The sequence below is a fragment of the Bifidobacterium aerophilum genome (assembly GCF_010667685.1).
Taxonomy (GTDB): Bacteria; Actinomycetota; Actinomycetes; order Actinomycetales; family Bifidobacteriaceae; genus Bifidobacterium; species Bifidobacterium aerophilum.
The window spans coordinates 90,324-109,367 of record NZ_WHZW01000005.1; the positions used below are offsets into that span (position 1 = coordinate 90,324).

The following is a 19,044-nucleotide window of genomic DNA, read 5'->3' on the forward strand; positions in this document are numbered from 1 at the left end:
AACGTTTTCTCTATGTCATGAGGATAGAGCCGACTCGCCAGAATGTCAATTCACTTCCGGCCGGATCATGCCACGGCACCGAACGCCGTATCTGACGTCGACATACAAAAACGCCGGCCCGCTTCACGCGGGTCGGCGCATCAGGAAAGAACGAGGTTCAGCAGTCCGTCGAGGCGCGGCGCATCAACGCGCACGACGCGTATTCCACGCCATGCGAGGGCTTGCCGTCCATCGCATCCATCAGACGGCGCGCCGCCAGCCGGCCGATCTCATCCAACGCGTTGGACATGCTCGTCAGCGGAGGGTTGGTGTTGAGCACGATCGGCCCCCAGTCGTCATGTCCCATCAGCGCCACGTCCTGCGGCACGCTGATGCCGTGCGTATGCAGCACGTCAAGCGCTCCCATCGCCAGCACGTCGCTTTGGCAGATCACCGCATCGAACGCGGTGCCCGCGTCGATCAGCCGCAGGATCTCCTGCCGCGACCATTCGGCCATCCATGTGCCGAAACGCGGAATGTTCACCGGCGTCAGGCCGAGTTCGTCCATCATCTCCATCGCGCCTTGCAGGCGGTCGATGGCGGCCTTCGAGCTGGCCTCGCCGCACACGATCGCGATCCGGTCACGCCCGATCTCGGCCATGTGCCGCACAGCCATGCGCCCCGCCTCTACGTTGTCGACCGTGATCGAACAGTCGCGCTCGTCGGACGACGCGGCGTACGCGTACACGACCGGCACCGGGACCTCCTCGTGCAGCGGCGGCCTGATGTTCGTGTTGTGGTTCACGATGAGCAGTCCGTCGACGTTGCGCGCGAGCAGCGCGTCGATGCACTGGCGTTCCAGCCTCACGTCACCGAAGGCGTTCGACAGCAGCACGGTCACGCCGTTGGCGCTCAACTCGTTCTGCACACCCGCCATGATCGGGCTGGAAAACGAGCCTTGGTCGGCCGCGAACATGCCGATCGACCCGGACTTGCCGGATACCAGCGTCTGCGCGATCGGGTTCGGTTCGTAGTTCAGACGCTCCGCGATCTCGTTGACCTTCTTGCGCGTCGCCTCGCTCACGCCCGGTTTGCCGCGCAGCGCCTTGGACGCCGCGCCCACCGACACCCCGGCCGCCCGAGCCACGTCGGTAAGGGATGCCCTTCCCAGCATGCCTGTGCTCCCCATGTCCTTACCACCGGCCATGACGCCCCCGATCGCACCAATTGTCTACAAAAACGTTTTCTTATTACGTTTATCATAAACGAACAGCGACGAACTCGGGGACGTCATGTCTCGGTATTGCCTATATGCCGTTTGTCTCCATCGGCGTCCGCCTACTTGACGTTCTCGTCGTAGAGCTTCTGCCAGGTCTGGATGCCCTGCTCGAGGCCGGAGTTGTTCAGCTTCTGAACATAGGCGTCCCACTCCCCATCGATGCCGCCGTTGACGACCCACTTCGAGAACTGCGACAGCGCGTAGTTCGTGACGGCGGTGTTGATGTTGGCCAGCTGCGTCGACTGGTCGGTGCTGGGCTGGACGTACGAGGGCATGTAGTCGTCGGACTCTGCGAGGGTCTTGTAGATGTCGCCGTACGCGGTCTCGACATCCTTGAGGACATAGTCGTCCTGCTCGCGCGAGGTGGCGTCCTTGGAGGTCAGCGTGACCTCCGGGGGAATCCAACCGGCGAAGTAGCCGTAGATGGCTTCCAGCTTCGGCTGGGTCTCGGCGTTGACCTGGGTCTTCTCGTAGTGGTGATTGCCCTTGTCGGTGGTGAACTCGGGGATGGAGCCGACGTACTGTTCGACGGAGATCTTCTCGCTGTACAGCGCGTTGACGATCTTCCAGATGGCGTCCTTGTTCGGGGCCTCCTTGGCCACGGACAGGCGGCCGTTGACGATCATGAACTCGTCGGCGTTGTAATCCCAGCTCGGCTCGCTGGACGCGGTCGCTTTGAGCGGCGGCAGCGAAACATAGTCGTACATGTTGTTCTGGCCGAAGGAGGTCAGTTCGTTGAAGCCGACCTGCACGCCGACGGTTTCCGGATCGGCCTGGATGTCGGCGTTGTACTTGTTCACGTCCTGCGTCAGGGTGTTCTTGGGCAGCAGCCCCTCGTCGACGAAGCGGTTCAGCATCGTCACCAGGCTCTTGTATTCGTCGGAGACGAGGAAGTTGCCGACCTTGCCGTCCTTGACGTAATAGCCGTTGACGCCGGCGGTGTTCTTCACGAGCTGCGTGGTGATGCCGGTGGACCCCATCATGCCGAAGATGAAGTTGCTGCCGATGGTGGTGGTGACGAGCGGCGCGAAGCTGAACGGCACCTCATCGGCCTTGCCGTTGCCGTTCGGGTCCTGCGTCTTGAACGCCTTGAGCACGGTTTCGAGCTCGTCCCACGTGGTCGGTTCCTTGAGGCCCAGCTTGTCGAGCCATTTCTTGTTGATCATGAGTCGGATGGCGGAATTCAGGTTGGTGCTGTCCTTGGCGCTGGGCAGGCCGTAGATGTGGCCGTCCTGAGTGACCACCTTCTCGGCGTTCGGATAGGTTTCGAAGAACTTCTTGACGTTGGGCAGCTGCTTGTCGATGTGGGGTTTGAGATCCTCGAACAGATTGCCGAACTGCAGCGTGGAGGCCAGATCCATCGCGCAGATGGCCACGTCGGGGATGTTGCCGGAGGTCAGCATGCCCGGACGCTGCTGCTGCCACTGGTTGGTGTCCAGATCGGTCCACTCGATGTCGCAGTCGCAGGCCGCTTCGAGCTCCTTGGTCCACGACATCTCGTCCATCTTCGGGCTGTTGGATACGTCGTGGACGACGCTGATCTTCACGACCGGCTTGCCGTCGGCGTTGACGCGGGTCTGCGATCCGCTGGACGAACTGCCGCATGCGGCCAGCGCGGACAGCGACATCACCGTCGCGGCGGTCGCCGCGATCATCTTGGTTATCGGCTTCATTGCTTCACTTTCTCCTTGAGTCGGAACCGTGGCGTTGAGCGAACCGTTCCGATGATGGTTTTGATGGATCAGTGAGAAAACGTCTTCGTTAAGGGCGTACGTCGTTGTTGATCAGGTTTGGCTTGATCTCCATCGAACGAAAACGTTTTCTTGATATGCATCATAAAGCTACGATTCCCAAAAGTCAAATGACATGTGAAAGACCTTCGCCTTACTAGATACTTACTTAAAGCTGCCGAACACGCCAGGAACACCGACAGCAATTTGCGAAACTCCATCACAATGCCTATATTGAACACAGATTTCGAAAACGTTTTCTGCGGTCTGTCGGAGTCGCGCTCCGCAGAAGTATGTGACGGAATCGCAGTACAAAAACGTTTGCGCATATATTGCGGCGCGACGCAGCGCGTCGCCTCCAGCGTTAAGGAGCATCATCCATGCCAACCCAACACACCATCACGGTCCGCACCGACGACCGCGTCAAGGAGCAGGGCGACCTGTTCGGCGTCTTCTTCGAGGACATCAATCACGCCGCCGACGGCGGCCTGTACGCCGAGCTCGTCCGGAACCGATCGTTCGAATTCGACCCGATCGACAACCCCGACTACACGCCGCTGACCGGCTGGACCGTACTGCCGCAAGGCGGCTCGACCAGAGCGACCGTCGCGGTCGACCATCCATTGAACGCCAACAACCAGCACTATCTCGTTCTCGGGCCGGCCGTATCCGCCGACGACGAACCGGCCGGCATCAGCAACGCCGGATTCAACGACGGCATCCCGGTGAGCGCGGACGACCAGTACGCGTTCTCCTGCTTCGCGCGCATCGACGACGCATCGGCCGCGAGCACGGCCACGCTGCGCGTCGAACTACGCTCCGCGGACCTGACGACCATCCACGCCGACGAGACGTTCACCGTCACAGCCGGCGAATGGACACGATTCGCGGCGACGTTCTTCCCCGACGCCGACGATCCGACCGCCGTCCTGGTCATCCGCAGCGACGAGCACGCGACCCTCGATCTCGACATGGTCTCGCTGCTCCCGATCGACACGTTCGACGACGATCACGTGCTGCGCCGCGATCTGGCCGAAAAACTCGCGGATCTCAAACCCAGTTTCGTGCGCTTCCCCGGCGGCTGCCTCATCCACGACGGCGCGTTCGACCCGGCCGCCCGCGACTCCGTCTACCGTTGGAAGTTCACCGTAGGACCGGTCGAGGAACGCCCGTCGAAACGCAATCGATGGAAGTACAACCAGACCTTCGGACTCGGCTTCTACGAATACTTCCGCCTGTGCGAGCAGATCGGCGCCGAACCGATCCCCGTCATCTCGCTCGGCTGCAACGCGCATCATCATCTGCAGGACGACATCGGGAACCTCCAGTCGTGGATCGACGACGCGCTCGACGTGATCGAATTCGCCAACGGTCCCGTCTACAGCACGTGGGGCAAGGTCCGCGCGCAGATGGGTCACCCGGAACCGTTCAACATGAAGTACATCGCACTCGGCAACGAAGAGGAGTACCAGGAGTTCTACGACCGGTACGAGATCGCCGTGCACCAGATCCACGACCGCTACCCGGACATCCGGATCGCCGGCAGCGCGGGCGTCTGCCCGTACAGCGACCTGTACGATCCGGCGTTCGAGCAGGGCGACCGGCTCGACACGCCGCTCATGGACGTGCACTTCTACCATGCGCCCGAATGGACGGTCATGAACGCCCACCGCTACGACCATCACCCATACCACACCAAGGTGTTCCTCGGCGAATACGCGACGCTCGACGACACCTGGTTCAACGCGCTGGCCGAAGCCGCGTTCATGACCGGACTCGAACGCGCCGTTGTTCAACAACGTGAAGTACACCGACTGGAAGCCGGACATGATCAACTACGACGGCCGCACATCCTATGGCACGCCGAGCTACTATGTGCAACGACTGTTCTCGCGCAACCAGGGCACGTCCCTGCTCGGCACCGGCGACGACATCACGCGCGGCCCGCGCTCCCGCTGGTCGGCGCGCGGCGACGCCTCGCTCAACATCATCAACGCGCCGTTCACCGTCAACCGACTGACGATCACCGATCTCGACCATGACGGCGCCGTCCTGCAGCAGGAATCCGGCATCGAGATGACACCCGACGGCACCGCCACGCTGCCGCTCGACCTCGCCGGTTGCGAACACTTCCGGATCGACCTCGACTTCACCGCGCACGAGAAGCTCGATCCGGAATCCTCCGGCACCGACGTCACCATCCGTTTCGCCGAAACCAGCCCCGACGACTATGTGGCGCTGGCCATCAACAGCTGGTGGGGCCGCATGCTCACGCTGCGCACCTACCAGCACGGCAAGGAGTCCTACTACAGCGCGATCCACGTCAACTACGCCGCGGAGACGACGCACCGCGCGCTGCTCGAGTTCGATCACGGCACGGTCAGTCTCGTGATGGACGGCAAGCCGATGCTTAACGAGACGCTGCTGCCGTATGAGCCGGACGATTTGTACTACTCGGCGGTACGCGACGCGGACGACACGGTGACCGTCAAACTCGTCAACGTGAAGGACACGCCGGCCGACGTACGGCTCGCATTCGACCACGCCGTCGACGCGACATACTCGGTCGAGCACATGGACGGATTCGCATTGGACGCGCGCAACGATCTTGAACATCCGGCGCGGGTCGCCTCCAGCGAGCGCACCGAACACGCGGGAGACGCCGCCACCGAACCGATGACCGCACTCGACTACCACGTGCCGGCCCACGCCGTGCACGTGCTGAAATTCCGGGTCGACTGATCCGTTCATCCCCATCCGCGCATCATCCAGCCATCATCCGAGCATCATCCATGTACGTTCAGGAGCATTCCATGTCCACGCAACATTCCATCTCGATTCACACCGACGACCGCGTCAAGGAGCAGGGCGACCTGTTCGGCGTCTTCTTCGAGGATCTCAACCATGCCGCCGACGGTGGCCTGTACGCCGAGCTCGTCCGGAACCGATCGTTCGAATTCGACCCGATCGACAACCCCGACTACACGCCGCTGACCGGTTGGACCGTATTGCCGACCGTCGGCGGCACTCGCGCGACCGTCGCCGACGCACATCCGTTGAACGCCAACAACCAGCATTATCTCGTTCTCGGTCCGGCCGTATCCGCCGCCGACGAACCGGCCGGCATCAGCAACGACGGGTTCAACGACGGCATCCCGGTGCAGGCCGGCAAACGGTACCGCTTCTCCTGCTGGGCGCGTATCGACGACGATTCGGCCGCGAGCACGGCCAAGCTGCTTGTCGAACTGCGATCGCATGATCTGACGGCCGTCCGGGCAACCGAGTCGTTTGCCGTCGCGGCCGGCGGATGGAGCAAGTTCGAGGCCGAGATGACCGCGGACCACGACGATCCGACCGCCACGCTCGTCATCCATAGCGATGACCGGGCGACGCTCGATCTCGACATGGTCTCGCTGCTCCCGATCGACACGTTCGACGACGATCACGTGCTGCGCCGCGATCTGGCCAAGAAAATAGCCGATCTCAAGCCACGGTTCGTGCGCTTCCCCGGCGGTTGCCTCATCCACGACGGCGCGTTCGATCCGGCGGCGCGCGACTCGGTGTATCGCTGGAAGTTCACCGTCGGACCGGTCGAGGAACGCCCTTCGAAACGCAGCCGTTGGAAGTACAACCAGACCTTCGGACTTGGTTTTTACGAATACTTCCGTTTGTGCGAGCAGATCGGGGCGGAACCGATCCCGGTGATTTCGCTCGGCTGCAACTCGCACGACCACACCGAGGACCCGATCGAGAACCTGCAGTCGTGGATCGACGACGCGCTCGACGTGATCGAATTCGCGAACGGTCCCGTCTACAGCACGTGGGGCCGCGTACGCGCCGATATGGGGCATCCCGAGCCGTTTGACATGAAGTACATCGCGTTGGGCAACGAGGAGGAGTATCAGGAGTTCTACGACCGGTACGAGATCGCGCACCGCCAGATCCACGACCGGTATCCGGACATCCAGATCATCGGCAGCGCCGGCGCCTGCCCGTGCAGCGACGTCTATAAGCCGTCGTTCGAACAGGCCGACCGCACCGGCACGCCGATCATGGACGTGCATTTCTACCATTCTCCGGAATGGGTCGTGATGAACGCCTACCGCTACCATTCGCATCCGTACCATGCCAAGGTGTTCATCGGCGAGTACGCGACGCTCGACGACACATGGTTCAACGCGCTGGCCGAAGCCGCGTTCATGACCGGGCTCGAACGCACGCCGGCCGTGGCGATGGCCTGCTACGCGCCGCTGCTCAACAACGTGAAATACCGCAACTGGGACCCGGTGCTCATCGATTTCGACGGGCAATCGTCGTATGGCACGCCGGATTATTACGTGCAGCGCATGTTCTCGCGCAACCAGGGCACGTCCCTGCTCGGCACCAGCGACGACATCGCGCATGTCGTGCCGTCCGGTTATCCGGTTGACGGCGCGGCGTCGATCGCCATCGGGGATGCAGGCATGACGATTGACGATCTTACGCTGACCGATCTGACTCAGGCCGGTTCGGCTGATGGCGGCGGCGTGACGCTCCAGCACGAGTCGCATGTCGTGCTCGCACCCGACGGCACGATCGCGTTGCCGTTGCGCACCGACGGTCGCGAACATTTCCGTCTCGAATTCGATTTCGTACCCGCCGTGCCCGCCGACCCCGGTTCGGGCGGCAACGAGATGCGCATCCGCTTCGCCGGCACGACGGATGAGGACTACGCCGCGGTCACGATCAACGGCTGGTGGGGCCGTGCGCTGTCGCTGCGCACGTTCGAGCACGGCAAGGAATCGTATTATGCCGTGTCGCACATCAAGTGCCTGCCGAACGTGTCGTATCACGCGCTAATGGAAGTCGACCACGGTACGGTCAGCTTCGCGCTGGACGGCGAGCGGATCTTCCGCGAGACGCTGCTGCCGTATGAACCGGACGATTTGTACTACTCGGCGGTACGCGACGCGGACGACACGGTGACCGTGAAGCTTGTGAACGTGAAGGACACGCCGGCTGACGTACGGCTCACGTTCGATCATGCCGTCGACGCGACGTACTCGGTCGAGCACATGGATGGATTCTCGTTGGATGCGAAGAACGATTTCGAGCATCCGGCACGGGTCTCGCCCAGCGAGCGCACCGAACACGCGGGAGATGGCGTCAGCCCGGTGTACGAACTGGATTACCCGCTTCCGGCACATGCCGTGCATGTTCTGAAATTCCGGCTCATCGGCGAAGAGAACTGAGCGGAATCGCTTCCCGCAATCATCACGAACAGGCCGTATCTGGGTCCACGAACAACAGTCTGATTCGATTACGGTCCTGCGAACATGCACAACGGCCGTATCTGAGTTGGCATGGTGCGTCATGAACTCAGGTACGGCCGTTGATTATGCCGACGGTCACGCCAGCGCGGCGCCGATGGCGCCGAGCGGGGCGTCGGCCGGGGCGAGACGTATGCGCGATCCGAGGTCCAGACCCTTGAGGAACGGGCAGGAGGCCTCGCGCGCGTGCAGTTCGTCCAGCGTGACGTCGATCAACGGCTGTCCGGTCTTCGCCATGCCGCCGCCGAAGATGATCATGCGCGGGTCGACCGACTGCGCGGCGATCTGCACGGCGTCCACGATGGCATGCGTCACCATGGCCAGCACGCGCCGCGCATCGGCGTCGCCGCCACGGGCCTTGGCGATCAGGTCGGGCATCGGCGGCACGCCGTCGGCGGTCGGCCACAGACGCGCCACGGACGCGCCCGAGCACACGGTTTCAAGGCAGCCCTGCTGGCCGCACGGACAGGCGAAACGGTTCGGATCGACCGGCACGTGGCCGATTTCGCCGGCCGCGCCGCTGTAGCCGTGCTGCAGCACGCCGTCGATGAGGATGCCGGCGGCCAGGCCGGTACCGAAGTTGAGGAACACGACCGTGCCGTCGGTGTCGTCGCCGCACAGCACCGCGGCCGCGCCGACCGCCGCCGCGTTCACGTCGTTGTCGACGTGCACCGGCAGGCCGAGACGCTCGCCGGACAGCGCGCCCAATTCCAGCGTGTCGATGTCGAGGTTGACGACGTTGGCGATGCGGCCGGTCGTCGAATCGACCTGACCGGGCGTGCCCATGCCGACGCGCGTCACGTCGGAGAGCCGGTCGCCGGCGACCTCACGTACGAGAGACACGACGTCCTCGACGACGTTGTCGCCGCCGCGGCGGGCGGGGACGCGTTTCGAGTCAAGGACCGCGCCGGACGCGTCCGTCAGCACCGCTTCGATCTTCGTGCCGCCGATGTCGACGCCGACCAGATACTGCTTATCCGTCATGATGATGATTCCTCTTTTCCGGCTTTCCGGTACGCGGAAAGCCATGTCGTTTCACGCCGAGCGGAAGCCCAGCGTCTCCAGGAACGAACGGGTCTGCTCCTTGCGCTTGAATACGGCGGTGTTGCCGAGGATGCGTTCGCATACGCTGCCCAGCTCGTCGCGCACGGCGGCGCGGATCTCCTCGCGGTCGCGCGAGCCGTGCAGCGCGGCGGTCAGTTCTTCCCATTCGAGCGTGAACTCGCCGACCGACTCGGGCAGTTCGCTTTCCCCGGCGGCGAGCGCGTCCTCGATCACGCCGAGCTGGTCGACGAGACGGCCGGGCAGGATGAACAGGCCCTGCGCCTCGATCAGGCCGATCGGCTCCTGCTTGACGGGCCAGAACTCCGGGTGCGCGTGGAAGATGCCTTCGGGGTATTCGTCGCTGACCGCGTTGTTGCGGAAGATCAGGCTCATCTCGTAGCCGCGTTCGGTGATGATCACGCTCGGCGAAAGCGCGGACTGCCGGTTGCCGTCGGCGTCGTGGCTGGCGATGCCGGCCTCGGCGTCATCGTAGCGCACCCAGGCCTCGCGGATGATGTCGGCGACCTCGACGATCTCGTCGCGCGAACGCGACACGACGCGCACGGCCGTGCCGGGCCAGTCGAGGATCTCGACCGTCGCCGCCTCGTGGCCGGGCAGAGTCAGGCTCGCCCAGGTCTCGGCTTTGAACATGGGCAGGATCTCGCCGCCGCCCTGGTAGTGATCGTGCGCAAGCACCGAGCCGCCGATGCGCGGCAGCGCGGCGTTGCATCCGAGGAAGTATCCCGGGAACCGGTCGACGAAGTCGAGCAGGTGCACGAAGGTGATGCGGTCGACGTGCATGGGCGTGTGCTCCATGTTCACGCAGATGCCGTGCTGACGGAAGTAGCCGTACGGCGAGAACTGCCAGAACCACGGGCTGCCGCCGAGCTCGACCGGCAGCGTGCGCAGCGTGCGCTTGTCGCGTCCGGCGAAGCCTTCGTTCTCATGGCAGATCGTGCATGACGGGTAGCCACCGGCGACGGCGTTGCCGGCCGCGGCCTTCTTCATGTTCTTGAATTCGGGCTTGGCGAGGTTGATCGTCACGGTCAGGCCGTGCGAGTCGAACCGCGGGTTCCGGTCGAGCGTGGCCTTCTTCACGTAGGTGTTGTCGACGCAGTAGTCGTAGAACCAGCGCATGGCCTCCATGCCGCCGTCGCGCGTTTCGAGTGCCGCGAAGCGGTCGTCGATGGCGGACGGCGCGGCCGACAGGATGCCCATGACCGCGTCCGTCGTGGAGGCGCCTTCGCCCTCCTCGATCAGGCCGGCGTCGGTCGCGGCCGTGCGGAAGTCCGCCACCAGTTCATCCACGCCCTTGTTGCCGGCCGTCTCGCCGGTCGGACGGTACGAGGAGAGCGAGAACAGTTCGAAGATGCGGTTGCGCGCCAGGTCGGCGTCGCGCGGGTCGAGGTCGAGATGGTTCACGGCGTGGTCGACGAGCGCGTCGATGCTCGCGTACACGGCGTCGATCGGCGTCGTCGACTCGGCCGAGGTGGTCGGTGTCGCGTCCGTCATCAGCGGTCGCCCTCCCCCATCACGTCGGCCACGATGGCCGCGGTGTCGTCGGCCTTGGCTTCCATCTCCTGCACGAGCTTGATCTGCGTGCGCGAGCGCACGAGGTTGTGCTCGGGGTACTTGGTGGCGAAGTAGGTGTCGCCGGCGAGGTAGTCGGCGAGGAAGCGCATGCCGCATTCGAGCGTCATCATCTTGGCGCCGGTCGGCAGCAGTTCGGCCTCGCGCGCGGTGATGCTGTCGCGCAGTTCGCCGACGAAGCCTTCCGTGTAGGCGCGGAACAGCTCGGTGCTGAAATGCACCTTGTCGAGGTCCTGCTCGTCCTCGAGCGCGGTGGACGCGCCGAAGCGGATCGAGTCGCCGAAGTCGTAGAGCATGGAGCCGGGCATCACGGTGTCGAGGTCGATGATGGCGCGCGCCTTGCCGGTGTCGGCGTCCATGAGGATGTTGTTGAGCTTGGTGTCGTTGTGGGTGACGCGCAGCGGGATCGTGCCGTCGGCGAGTCCGCTCGTGATGGTCGCGTATTCGTCGGCGTGCGCCATGTAGAAGTCGATCTCGTCCCGGCAGGTGGCCGCACGGCCCTTGACGTCGGCGGCGACGGCCGCCTTGAAGTCCTCGAAGCGGTGCGGGGTGTCGTGGAAGTGGGCGATGGTTTCGGTCAGCTGCGAGGCGTCGAAGCCGGCGAGCTGGTTCTGGAACGCGCCGAAGGCCGCGCCGGCGCCGCGGAACACGGAGGCGTCGGTCACGAGGTTGTAGGAGACGGTGTTCTCGATGAACGCGTAGACGCGCCATGCGCCGTCCGGCAGCTCGCACCAGGTCGCGCCGTCGTTGGCGGGCACGATGTCGAGCGTTTCCTGGCCCTGTTCGCGCAGGAACGCGGTGACCAGTTCGACGTTGCGCATCAGGTGGACGACGTCGGGGAAGATGTCGGTGTTCATGCGCTGCAGGATGTAGCGCTTCGCGTCGGTCGTGACGAGGTAGGTGGCGTTGATGTGGCCGTCGCCGTACGGTTCGATGGCCTCGATCGTTCCTTCGAGCGCGAAACGGGAGGCGATCTCGGCGAGCGTGACGTCGATGTCCGTCATGGGGAGTCCTCTTTTCGTGGAAATGGGCGGCGCCGGCCGACCGGCATGTTCGTTCGCATGCGGAGGCAACAGCGACGCAGTTGTTTTGTTAATACTATATACATAAATGGAAAACCGTACAATTTCGGCGTTTTATGATCGACTCCATTGTCGATTTCGGTTTTCCGATATGAAATTTACATTAATAAGGGGCTTCCCCGGGCCGTAATCGGTCCGGAAAAGCCCCGGATCACGCACTCAGATACGCCGCCAGGCGATGGCGCTGGCGTCAAGGTCGAAGTGCTCGCTCGCGCCGTCGGGCAGCGCCACGTCGGTGGACTGCGGGCGGTCGGTGTTGTTGATCACGCAGTACCAGCCGGTTTCGGGGAAGCGGGCGACCTCGCACTCGGGGTTGGTCGAGCTGTAGGTCGCATAGCGGTCCTCGTTGCGGCTCGCGTAGAACAGGATGCGTTCCAGCAGTCGCGCGTTCGCGGCCGAGTACGGCAGGCCGGACACGTACACGCCGCGTCCCTTGCCGTATTCGTTGACCGCGAGCTGGACCTGCCCGCCGTCGGCGCGCAGCAGGGTCACGTCCTCGCTGACGGGGTACGTGTTGGGGATCTGCTCGCCGAAGTCGATGCCGCCGAGCGGGGCCTTGCCCTGTCCGCCGCCGCAGCCGGACAGCGGGATGCGGTATCCGGCCGCCTCCCACGCCTCGCGCGCCGCCGGGTCGACGTGCACGTCGGCCGTGATGAAGTGGTCGGGCGTGACGGGCGGGAAGTACTTGTCGACGGACAGCGTCTGGTAGCGTTCCTCGTCCACGCCGAACACGTCGGCCAGCTGGAAGAAGCGGCCCTGATGCCACTGCGAGCTCGGCTCGCCGACGCCCACGAGCGCGCCGCCGCCGCGCACCCACGCGCGCAGCGTCTCGGCCAGCTTCGGATCCTTCGCCCAGACGTCGCCGCCCGAATACGCGGTGTCGACCGGACCGCCGGTGATGATCACGTCGACGTCGTCGTCCACGCCACGTTCGATCACGTCATCGAAGCTGACGAACCGCACGTTGACGCGCATGCCGGACAGCGATTCGAGGATGCCGTAATACGAGTACGTCTGCTTGTTGGGCAGCGCGTGGGCGACGGTGTACGCCATCCACGAACGCATCTTGCCCCACGAGTTGAGGATCGCGACGTTGAGCTCGCCCGTGGCGGCCTCGCCGTTCGTGCGATCGTGGATGTCGCGGAACTCGTCGGCGATGTGCTCGACGGCGTCCACGAACTTCGGGAACTTCGCGGCCAGCGACAGGTAGCCGCCGTAGCCCATGCGCGCGATCGGCGAGCGCAGGATGGCGCGGCGGGCCTTGCGCCAGTTGTCCCACGCCTCGATGCTCGGATCGTTGCCCTCGTAGAACGTGTCGGGGAAGAAGTACGGCAGGAAGCGGCCCTCGGTGTACTTGACGCCGGGGATGTCGGCGATCATGCGGGTGGTCGTGCCGTCGCCGATGGATCCGACCACGGCGTCGAGGCCGAGGTCGCCGAAGCCGTCCTTGTACGGCTCGGTGCCGATCCACTGGTCGCCGAGGAACATCATGGCTTCCTTGCCCGCCTTGTGCGACATGTCGGCGAGCGTCTTGACGTTCTCGCGCACGAAGCCGGAGAGGAAGTCGATCCAGTCGCGCTGGGCCTTGCGCGGCACGCGCCAGGCGGAGTTGTAGCAGCCTTCGTCCACGAAGTCCTCGGGACGCAGGCGATAGCCGTACCGCTTCTCGAAGTCGTCGAGCGCCGCCGGCGAGACGGTGCACGAGCAGCCGAACCAGTCGACGATCTTCTCGCGGTGCTTCGGGTCGAACAGCAGGGTGAACTGGTAGAAGAACGTGGTGAAGCGCACGACGTCGGTCTGCGGGTTGTCCTTGAGCCACTGCTCGAACGTGTCGAACACGAACTTGCGGGTGGCCGGATGGTAGATGTCGAACGGGATCTCGTGTTCCTTGTCGCCCCAGTCGTTGGTGAGGTGGTTGTACATCTCGACCGGGTCCCAGATGATGTAGGCGAGGAACGAGGCCGTGTACTCGTGCATCGGCGTCGCGCCGTTCACGGTGACCGTGTTCGAGGCCGCGTCGACCGTCCAGTTCGCCGGGTCGACGACCGCGCCGGTGGTGCGGTCGATGACCTCCCAGTACCTGGCCGGGTCGGCGTCGTAGTTCGGGGTGAGCTGCTCGGCGAAGAACGTGGCCATGAGGTCGATGGTCACGGTGTCGGTTTCGGCGAGCACGCGCTGGGTGAGCAGGTAGACCTGCGGCGTCTCGTCCATGTGCAGGGTGATCCACTCGTTGTGCGCGCGGGTCGGGAAGTAGGCGCTGTAGATCTTCTTGCCGAGGGCGAGCACCGCGTCGTCGAGATGCGTGCCGTCCGAGTTGCGGATCGCGTCCGCGCCCCACAGTTCGGCGAGTTCCTTGGTTTTCTCGGCGAAGTTCGATTCGCTGGGAAGTGTGAAGCGTCCGGTGGTGGTCATGAAGTGTTTGCTCCTTGTGAATTTGTTGCGGCTCGTGCTGAACGGTTCGGCACTGGACTGTCCGCTTAACGCGTCGCCTTCGGCCCTGCAATCAAGGGCCTCGCTGCGCTCGGGCTCAATGCTGCCTTCGCTCGTCTATCGGCTCGCTCAGGCTGAGCCTACGGACAGTCCACTGGACTGTCCGCTTGACGGCTCAGCCCTTGACCGCACCTGCGGCGAGGCCGGCCTGCCAGTAGCGCTGCAGGCCGAGGAAGAGAATGATCACGGGCAGCACGCCGAGCAGCGCGCCCATCATGAGGGCGCCGCGGTCGTTGAACGTGGCGAGCGAGACCATGCCGTACAGGCCGAGCGTGACGGGCTTGAGCGTGTCGGCGGAGATCATCATCAACGGCAGCAGGAAGTTGTTCCACGTCGCGACGAACAGGAACAGGAAGATCGTCACCATGGCCGGCGCGAGGATGCGCAGCACGATGGTGAAGAAGATCCTCGCCTCGCTGGCGCCGTCGATGCGGGCCGCCTCGAGCAGCTCGTTCGGCACCGAGGTCTGCGCGTACACGCGGCCGAGGAAGAAGCCGAACGGCGAGACGCAGCACGGGATGATGACGGCGAGCATCGTGTCGGTCAGGTGCATCGTGTGGAAGATCGAGTACTGCGGGATGGTCAGCAGGGCGGCCGGCATGAGCATGCAGCCCATGATGACGCCGATGGCAAGGTTCTTGCCGCGGAAGTTGAACTTGGCGGTGGCATATCCGGCCATGACGGCGACGAGGGTGCCCACCGCGGCGGAGACGCCGGAGTAGACGAGCGAGTTGAAGACCCAGCGCCAGAAGTTGCCGCGGGTCCAGCCCAGCAGCTTGCCGTAGTTGGTCGCGATCGCGTTCGGCAGATCCTGGATGCCGACGGCGAACCACAGTCCGTTGCTGCCGGTCATCTGGCTCGGCGTCTTGGTGGAGGCGATGATCGCCCAGTAGATCGGGAACAGGAAGTAGATCAGCGTGAGCACGAGCGCGACGATGGTGACGGTCTTGACCGCGGTCGACGGCTGCATCGAGCGCGGCAGGTCGTTGGCGTGCAGGTCGCGGATCTTGTCGGCCTTCTTGCGGGCGCGGCGGGCGGCGCGCTCCTCCTTGGTCAGGTCGCTCATTGTTCGTTCACCTTCCTTTCGGCGAGTGCGTACAGCGCGGCAAGGATGCCGGCGATCAGTGCCATGACGATGGCGATGGCCGAAGCCGGGCCGTCGCCGCTCGGGGTGATGGTGCCGCGCGAGGTGTACAGGGCCATCATCATCGGCGTGAACGACTTGGAGATGCTCGGGTCGGACACGGACATGATCTCGGGCTCGTTGAACAGCTGGATGGTGCCGACGATGGACAGCAGCATGGCGAGCAGGGCGGCGGCGCGCACGTTGGGCAGCTTGATGCGCATGGCGATCTGGAAGCCGTTGGCGCCGTCGATGCGCGCAGCCTCGTACAGGTCGTGCGGGATGGCCTGCAGAGCGGCGAGGAAGATGAGCATGTTGTAGCCGGTGAACGTCCAGGTGGTGATGTTGGCCATCGAGCCGATCACGATGTTCTTGGCGAAGAAGTCGACGTTGATGCCGAGCGCGGCGAGTCCCTTGACGATCGGCGAGATCTGGCCGTTGTACAGGAACACCCAGATGATCGAGGCGACGACGCCGGGGATGGCGTACGGCAGGAAGTAGCCCAGGCGGAACACGGTGACGCGCTTGACGATGAACGAGTCGAGCAGCATGGCGAGAGCCAATGCGGCGATGATCATGAACGGCACCTGGATGAGCGTATAGAGCAGCACACGGCCGATGCCGGCCCAGAACGTGCCGGAGGTGATGACGTACTGGAAGTTCTGCAGGCCGACGAACTTGTTGACGAGCTTTCCGCCGCCGTACGCGCCGCCGCCTTCGGCGACCTGACGGAAGAAGCTGGAGTAGATGGCCCAGATGATGGGCAGGATGAAGACGAGCGCGAAGAGGATGCCGAACGGGGCCATGAAGGCCCAGCCCGTACGGTTCTCTCGCCTGGCGGCGTCCGAGCGCTTCGGCTTGGAGGACCGCCTGGCGCCTGACGCGTTCGCCGCGTGCGTGGTGGTAGTCATGGAACGACCTTAGCTTTCGAAAATACGGATGGATGGTGTGCTTCATGAAGAAAGGCCGGAGTATCGGACTCCGGCCTTTCTTCAGATGGTGTTGGAACTGATGTCATCTGCCCGGAAAGGCCCGGTCAGCGATGGTTCCCGCTACTCCTTGACGGACAGGTTGAGGTTCTTCAGCGTGTCGATCGAGGTCTTCTGCGCGACGGAGAAGATGTCCTCGACCTTGCCGGAGCCATCGACGGCCTTGGCGGCGGTCTCGTTCATCGCGGTGGCGACGGCGGAGAAGCCCGGCATGTAGGTGAAGTCGCCCATGTTGTTGTTCGCGGTCTTGAACTCGGCCATGATGTCCTGGCCGCCGAAGAAGGTGGCCCAATCCTTCGGGGTCTTGGCGTCCTCGGTGGTGGCGGCCGGCACGAGGCCCTGGGAGACGAGGTCGGAGACCTGGGTGTTGAACCAGTCGAGGAACTCCATGGCTTCCTTCGGGTGCTTGGAGGACTTCAGCACGGCCACGCCGGAACCGCCGTCGGGGCCGGTCTTGCCTTCGTTGCCGAACCAGTCGCCGAGCTGCGCGACCTGCCAGTCGCCGGCGCTGGTCTCACCGGCGGAGCCCATGAACAGCGGGGCCTCCCATGCGGCGGCCACGGTGCCGATCAGCGAGCCGTCCTGCAGCGAGGCGTCGAAGGAGGCGTCCCAACGGGCGTTGGTGGTGACGGCCTTCGCGTCGATGAGCTGCTGGTAGAGGTCGGCGACGGCCTTGGAACCGTCGGTTTCGGTGTTGACGACCCAGGCGTCGTCCACGACCTTGTACCAGCCGCCGGAAGCGCCAGCCAAGCCGGAGATCATGTTGCCGGCCTCATCGGGCTGGTAGGACATGATGTACTTGCCGGCGGCAGCCGCCTTCTTGGCGGACTCGACCATCTCGTCGGCGGTCTTCGGCACGGAGATGCCGAGCTTGTCGAACTCGGCCTTGTTGTAGAAGTAGACCAGCGGGCCGGTGTCCTGCGGCAGGCCGTAGTACTTGCCGCCGACCTGCATCAGGGAGTACGGGCCGGACGCGAAGTGGTCCTTGTACTGCTCGGCGTACTCGGTGACGTCCTGCAGCATGTCCTTGGTGAAGACCTCCGGGAGCTCGGCGTAGCCGACCTGAGCCAGATCGGGGGCGTTGTCGTTCTTGACGTCGGTCTCGAGCTTCTTGATCATCTCGGAGGCCTTGCCGTCGAACTTGGTGGCCTTGACCTGAATGTCCGGATGCTCCTTGTTCCACTTGGCGACGATGTCGTTGACGAGCACCATGCCGTCGTTGTCGGGCAGACGGTGCATGTAGGTGATGTTCACCACGCCGCCGTCGGACTTGTCGTCTCCCGCGTTGGTGTTGTCGTTGCTGGTGGTACCGCAACCGGCCAGGCCCATGGACAGGGCGGCGACGGCGGCGAAGCCCGCTACCACACGCTTGTTGAATGCAACCATATTTCTACTCCTCTATGAGATGGGAGCCACCGCTTCCTCGCGGCAACTGATGTAAATATAAACCGACGACCATTAAATGTCAACTACCTTTACATTAACAGCGTGTCGCCCGAGAGACGGCTTTATTACAGGCGTCGGAAACCTTCTTTTTCAAGAGGCATCATTAGTTAACATTCTTAACATTAACGGTCATTGCATAAAAAAGCCCCCGCAGCCTATTCGGGCGCGAGGGAAGAAACCGGAACGCCGACGAGGCGCGCGGATTGCGGACGCGTCACGCGACGGCGTCACGCATGAGCCGCCTCCACGGCGGCGCGAACCGCCATGCGATCGGTGCGCTCCAACGGGGTGTCGCCTCCGCCGCCGGGTCCGCCGGCGGAGGCGATCAGCGTCCTGGCGGACAGGTGCACGGCATCCACGCCTGTGGCGCGCAGCGCACCGATGCTCTCGGGGCGCACGCCGCCTCCGGCTTCGATCTGGATGCGGCCGGCGGCATGCTCCACCAGCGCATGCAGACGGCCCAGAGCCTCGGGCGCGGCGGACGCGCCTCCCGAAGTGAGCACCCGCGTGTATCCGAGGCCGATAAGCGTGTCCAGCGCGACGAACTGGTCGGGCACCATGTCGAACGCGCGATGGAAGGTGATCTGCACGTGCCGGTTGCACCGTCGCGCCTCCTCGCGCGCCTCGTCGACGAGCCGACCGGCGAAATCGACGTCGATGCGCCCGTCGGCGCCCAGACCACCGACCACCACGCCGGAGGCGCCGGCGAGGATCGCCGTGCGCACGTCGGCCAGCTGCACCCGTTTCTCGGATTCGTCGAACACGAACGAGCCGGCGCGCGAACGAATCAGCGCCTGCACCCCCTGCGGAACGCCGACGTGCCCGCAGTTCTGGATCATGCCGAAGCTCGGCGTCAGCCCGCCCGTGGCCCCGAGCGCCGAGCACAGTTCGATGCGGTCGGCTCCTTCCTCGAGCGCGATGCGCGCACCGCACACATCCTGCACCGCGATCTCTATGGTCGTCATGACTACATCCACTCCTTA

Annotated in this window: 12 protein-coding genes and 1 pseudogene; 3 read left to right on the forward strand and 10 right to left on the reverse strand. The window is 64.1% G+C overall.

Annotated elements, in window-relative coordinates:
• Positions 1–157 precede the first annotated feature (157 nt).
• Both GFD25_RS03125 and GFD25_RS03130 read right to left on the reverse strand, forming a co-directional pair.
• Positions 158–1,153 (reverse strand): LacI family DNA-binding transcriptional regulator, encoded by a 996-nt coding sequence (locus GFD25_RS03125; RefSeq protein ID WP_163229893.1) that lies wholly within the window; start codon positions 1,151–1,153, stop codon positions 158–160.
• Positions 1,154–1,317: 164 nt separating this feature from the next.
• The gene (locus GFD25_RS03130; RefSeq protein ID WP_163229895.1) at positions 1,318–2,931 is read right to left on the reverse strand and encodes an extracellular solute-binding protein; all 1,614 of its coding nucleotides are present in this window, start codon (positions 2,929–2,931) and stop codon (positions 1,318–1,320) included.
• A 437-nt stretch (positions 2,932–3,368) separates the two neighbouring features.
• Between GFD25_RS03130 and GFD25_RS12520 the strand changes: the two are divergent.
• The 3 genes and pseudogenes from GFD25_RS12520 to GFD25_RS03145 form a co-directional block, all read left to right on the forward strand.
• A pseudogene (locus tag GFD25_RS12520) lies at positions 3,369–4,661 on the forward strand (carbohydrate binding domain-containing protein); the annotation flags it as partial.
• A gap of 154 nt (positions 4,662–4,815) precedes the next feature.
• Entirely contained in the window at positions 4,816–5,730 is a 915-nt protein-coding gene (locus tag GFD25_RS12110) for an alpha-L-arabinofuranosidase C-terminal domain-containing protein (RefSeq protein WP_239512372.1), read from the forward strand.
• A gap of 71 nt (positions 5,731–5,801) precedes the next feature.
• Positions 5,802–8,219: an alpha-L-arabinofuranosidase C-terminal domain-containing protein gene (locus tag GFD25_RS03145; protein ID WP_204314751.1), complete on the forward strand. Its 2,418-nt coding sequence runs from the start codon at positions 5,802–5,804 to the stop codon at positions 8,217–8,219.
• A gap of 156 nt (positions 8,220–8,375) precedes the next feature.
• Here the strand turns inward: GFD25_RS03145 and GFD25_RS03150 are convergent, their stop codons facing one another.
• The 8 genes from GFD25_RS03150 to GFD25_RS03185 form a co-directional block, all read right to left on the reverse strand.
• On the reverse strand, positions 8,376–9,281 hold the full coding sequence (locus GFD25_RS03150; protein WP_163229904.1) for an ROK family protein: 906 nt from the start codon (positions 9,279–9,281) through the stop codon (positions 8,376–8,378).
• A 51-nt stretch (positions 9,282–9,332) separates the two neighbouring features.
• On the reverse strand, positions 9,333–10,853 hold the full coding sequence (locus tag GFD25_RS03155) for a UDP-glucose--hexose-1-phosphate uridylyltransferase (protein ID WP_163229906.1): 1,521 nt from the start codon (positions 10,851–10,853) through the stop codon (positions 9,333–9,335).
• Positions 10,853–11,935 (reverse strand): phosphotransferase enzyme family protein, encoded by a 1,083-nt coding sequence (locus GFD25_RS03160; protein WP_163229908.1) that lies wholly within the window; start codon positions 11,933–11,935, stop codon positions 10,853–10,855. Before GFD25_RS03160 ends, GFD25_RS03155 begins: the two co-directional genes overlap by 1 nt.
• Positions 11,936–12,172: 237 nt before the next feature.
• Positions 12,173–14,425 (reverse strand): 1,3-beta-galactosyl-N-acetylhexosamine phosphorylase, encoded by a 2,253-nt coding sequence (gene gnpA / locus GFD25_RS03165; RefSeq protein WP_163229910.1) that lies wholly within the window; start codon positions 14,423–14,425, stop codon positions 12,173–12,175.
• 193 nt (positions 14,426–14,618) lie between these two features.
• On the reverse strand, positions 14,619–15,569 hold the full coding sequence (locus GFD25_RS03170; RefSeq protein WP_163229912.1) for a carbohydrate ABC transporter permease: 951 nt from the start codon (positions 15,567–15,569) through the stop codon (positions 14,619–14,621).
• Positions 15,566–16,537, reverse strand: coding sequence for a carbohydrate ABC transporter permease (locus tag GFD25_RS03175; protein WP_163229914.1), 972 nt, complete (start codon positions 16,535–16,537; stop codon positions 15,566–15,568). Before GFD25_RS03175 ends, GFD25_RS03170 begins: the two co-directional genes overlap by 4 nt.
• 141 nt (positions 16,538–16,678) lie before the next feature.
• Positions 16,679–18,001: an ABC transporter substrate-binding protein gene (locus tag GFD25_RS03180; protein WP_163229916.1), complete on the reverse strand. Its 1,323-nt coding sequence runs from the start codon at positions 17,999–18,001 to the stop codon at positions 16,679–16,681.
• A gap of 287 nt (positions 18,002–18,288) precedes the next feature.
• Positions 18,289–19,026: a copper homeostasis protein CutC gene (locus GFD25_RS03185; protein ID WP_163229918.1), complete on the reverse strand. Its 738-nt coding sequence runs from the start codon at positions 19,024–19,026 to the stop codon at positions 18,289–18,291.
• Positions 19,027–19,044: the final 18 nt, after the last annotated feature.

Coding starts and splice junctions, on each gene's coding strand:
- gnpA (WP_163229910.1), bottom strand. CDS start 14,425: ATGACCACCACCGGACGCTTCACACTTCCCAGCGAATCGAACTTCGCC.
- GFD25_RS12110 (WP_239512372.1), top strand. CDS start 4,816: ATGATCAACTACGACGGCCGCACATCCTATGGCACGCCGAGCTACTAT.
- GFD25_RS03180 (WP_163229916.1), bottom strand. CDS start 18,001: ATGGTTGCATTCAACAAGCGTGTGGTAGCGGGCTTCGCCGCCGTCGCC.
- GFD25_RS03175 (WP_163229914.1), bottom strand. CDS start 16,537: ATGACTACCACCACGCACGCGGCGAACGCGTCAGGCGCCAGGCGGTCC.
- GFD25_RS03130 (WP_163229895.1), bottom strand. CDS start 2,931: ATGAAGCCGATAACCAAGATGATCGCGGCGACCGCCGCGACGGTGATG.
- GFD25_RS03170 (WP_163229912.1), bottom strand. CDS start 15,569: ATGAGCGACCTGACCAAGGAGGAGCGCGCCGCCCGCCGCGCCCGCAAG.
- GFD25_RS03125 (WP_163229893.1), bottom strand. CDS start 1,153: ATGCTGGGAAGGGCATCCCTTACCGACGTGGCTCGGGCGGCCGGGGTG.
- GFD25_RS03150 (WP_163229904.1), bottom strand. CDS start 9,281: ATGACGGATAAGCAGTATCTGGTCGGCGTCGACATCGGCGGCACGAAG.
- GFD25_RS03155 (WP_163229906.1), bottom strand. CDS start 10,853: ATGACGGACGCGACACCGACCACCTCGGCCGAGTCGACGACGCCGATC.
- GFD25_RS03160 (WP_163229908.1), bottom strand. CDS start 11,935: ATGACGGACATCGACGTCACGCTCGCCGAGATCGCCTCCCGTTTCGCG.
- GFD25_RS03185 (WP_163229918.1), bottom strand. CDS start 19,026: ATGACGACCATAGAGATCGCGGTGCAGGATGTGTGCGGTGCGCGCATC.
- GFD25_RS03145 (WP_204314751.1), top strand. CDS start 5,802: ATGTCCACGCAACATTCCATCTCGATTCACACCGACGACCGCGTCAAG.